The organism is Gammaproteobacteria bacterium, from assembly GCA_029862005.1.
Taxonomy (GTDB): Bacteria; Pseudomonadota; Gammaproteobacteria.
Genome location: JAOTYD010000090.1, coordinates 1 through 3304 on the forward strand (window position 1 = coordinate 1; position 3304 = coordinate 3304).

Below are 3304 nucleotides of genomic sequence, written 5' to 3' on the forward strand. Positions count from 1 at the left end.
AGAAGATTTGTTTTCCGTCTCGCCCTCGTTGAATGATGTGATGCGGCTGATTTTTTATCGCGTACCGCGGTAGTCTGGCCATGAAAAATGCTCGTTATCTGGCTGAAAAGTTGCATATTAACACTAATTTCTTGTTATTTCGCTATAATTTCTTGTTATTTGTCAATAGGTTAAATTAATGACAATAATTTGACGCTTTTTAGCTAAATGTGGTCGCGTGGGATAGTGATTTCATCCCAGTCGCGCTGATTGACCAGTTCATCGCCCTCGTAGGCGCGCACCGTGGCCTTGATATAAAAATTATCAGCATCGCAGCGAAGCTCGCTTTCGGCCTCGGTTCTGATTGACCAGTCGCTACGATGCATCCAGCAAATATAGCGGCTTAACGAGCGATGGCTGAGCGGATCGTCGGCAGCGATGGTCCAGCGTTCATCGTGTCGGTGCCGCGTGCACATGCCGTGGCCCGGTACTTCGATTTCGCCGGTGTCATCGATAATCCGGTAGTGCGATTCCCCGGTTTGGAAATTACGCTCGACCCAGCGCCGACTGAGCCCCGGTTCATTGATTTTGTATTCGGGTAGCGGATTTTGATCCATGGGTTCGGATTCTTCGTAGACGTCTACGCCTTCCCGCACCGGCAGCGTGATAAAGGCGTCAGGGCCAAGCTTGAGGGTAGTGGTAACAATTTCGGGTGGCGGCATAACCATCGGCCAGTAATTGTTGGAGATCGCGACACGCATCTTGTGTCCGCGCATGAATCGATAGCCGCATTCGTTGAGCTCGATTTCAACGAATTCGAAATTCCCCGGGATCATCGGTTCGGGATTTTCGTTGCCGTTGCGATGCGCCAGGTTGAGTACACCCCAGCTGACTCTCGAAACTTCGCCATTCGGATGTATATCGTTCAGGCGTATCGCGATATTGCCGAGCGGCTTATCGATAGAAATCTTCAATCGGATTTTCGGTCGGCCCAGGATTTCGATGGGCTGATACAGTTTTCCACTGTCGAATACCAGTGATCCGGAATCATCCCGACGCTGGTCAGCCGGCATCTCACCGTCAGGCTTCAGTGTAAAAAACTCGCCGCAGGCGGTACCGCAGTCCAGCGGGGAGTTGAATATCTTGTCGCTGGTTCGGCCGGGAATATCGAGCAGTTGCCGATTCGAGGCCAGGTAATAATTACGTTTGCGGGTGTCGGGGGAGGGAAGTTCAGCTTCCGTAACCCAGCGGCCGGGTTCGACTTCATGGTGCAGCAGTGGCTTCGCATCTTCGAGGATATAGGCGCGATAGGCGGGCAGATTGTCGACGCCGTTATCGGCGCCCTTGAGCCATTTGTCCCACCAGTTGATGGCCTCTCCGAGGAAATCAAGGCGTGGCTTTGGCAGCGCGAAATGCGGGTACTTGTGAATCCAGGGGCCGTTGATTGCCCTGGCATTTTTCAAATTGGCTGCCGCTGCAGGGGGCGCATTAATATAACCATCGGCCCAGCCCGAGATCACCAGCGCGGGAATTTCGACAGCGTCGTAATTCTCGCTGATCGAGCCATGTTTCCAGTAGTCGTCCTTGTATTGATGCGCGAGCCAGGTCGCCAGTGGAAAGGGCTGGGTATTAAGGCGCTTTAACCAGGTTTCGCGCCAGCTGTCACCCACCAGCTCCGGGTCGGGTGGTCGCGATGCATAGCACAGCATGGTGCTGGACCAGAAAAAATTTGAATAGAGCAGGCACCCGTTCTTGTAGTGGATGTCGTCGTTGTAACGATCAACCGTGGTACCGATAGCAATGACTGCTTTCAGCGCCGGTGGTTTTAATGCTGCGATCTGCAGGCTGTTGAAGCCGCCCCAGGAGATACCCATCATTCCGATACACCCATCGCACCAGTCCTGTCTGGAGATCCACTCGATGACCTCGCAACCGTCGGCGAGTTCGCGCGGCGAGTACTCATCGTCCCAGTCACCGTCAGACTCACCCGTGCCGGAGATATCGACTCTGACACCGACATAACCGGCCTCGGCAAAAGCCGGGTAAGTGCTTTCATCACGCTGCGCGGTGCCGTCGCGCTTGCGATAGGGAATATATTCGAGAATGGCGGGTGACGGTTTCTTCGCGGCGCCGTCGGGCATCCAGATCCGCGCCGATAACCTGCGCCCGTCGGACAGCTCGATCCATTCGTTTTCGAGGACCTTGAAACCAGCTTTTTTCATTTTTTTTCTCACCGCAATGGGGGACGACATTTTGCCTGCCGAAACCGGGCCGAGGCAAGTGTCGCAGTGATGAAGTGTCGCCGGGTTAATCGACTATTGGACCCGCCGATACGAGCTTTTTGCCACCCTCGGTGTCGGTATATTGCTCGAAGTTTTCGATAAATAGAGAGGCCAGCCTGGTCGCCTTTGAATCCCATTCAGACACGTCGTCGTAACTGTTGCGTGGGTCGAGTATGTTTGTGTCGACGGCGGGCAGGCTGGTTGGGATGCTGAGGTTAAAAACGGGTAACGTTTCCGTTCCAGTAGTGTCAATCGAGCCGTCGAGAATCGCATCGATAATCGCACGGGTTGCCTTGATCGAAATACGGTTGCCACTGCCATCCCAGCCGGTATTGACCAGGTAGGCATGACTCCCGAACTGATTCATCTTGTTGTACAAAACTTCTGCATACCTGGTCGGGTGCAGCGATAGAAAGGCCTTGCCGAAACAGGCCGAGAAAGTCGGCGTAGGTTCGGTGATACCGCGTTCGGTGCCCGCGAGCTTCGCGGTAAAGCCGGACAGGAAGTAATATTCCGCCTGCTCTGAGCTTAGCTTTGAAACGGGTGGTAACACACCGAAGGCGTCGGCGGTCAGAAATATGACTCGACTGGCGTGACCTGCCCTGGAGACGGGTTTAACGATGTTGTCGATGTGATAAATCGGGTACGACACCCGGGTGTTTTCGGTTTTCGACCCATCGCCGTAGTCGACCTCGCCGTTATCCCTGACGACCACGTTTTCGAGTAACGCGTCGCGTCGGATCGCGCGGTAGATATCGGGCTCGTCATCGGCGCTCAGATCGATTACCTTGGCATAACAGCCACCTTCGAAGTTGAAGATGCCGTCATCGTCCCAGCCATGTTCGTCATCGCCGATCAGGCGTCGCTTGGGATCGGTCGACAACGTGGTCTTCCCGGTTCCCGACAGACCGAAGAATATCGCAACGTCACCGTTTTCTCCGACGTTGGCGGAACAGTGCATCGAGGGCAAGCCTTTCAAAGGCAGCAGGTAATTCATCATCGAAAACATGCCTTTTTTCATCTCGCCACCGTACCAGGTACCG

General features: G+C 54.2%; 2 protein-coding genes. Both read right to left on the reverse strand.

Annotation, left to right across the window (positions count from 1 at the left end; translation table 11 throughout):
- Positions 1 to 203: 203 nt before the first annotated feature.
- Positions 204 to 2201 carry a CocE/NonD family hydrolase gene (locus OES20_19035; GenBank protein MDH3636788.1) on the reverse strand — a complete coding sequence of 666 codons (1998 nt, stop codon included), beginning with the start codon at positions 2199 to 2201 and terminating at the stop codon, positions 204 to 206.
- Positions 2202 to 2286: 85 nt separating this feature from the next.
- On the reverse strand, positions 2287 to 3304 hold a 1018-nt coding region (gene pckA / locus OES20_19040; GenBank protein MDH3636789.1), incomplete at its 5' end, for a phosphoenolpyruvate carboxykinase (ATP).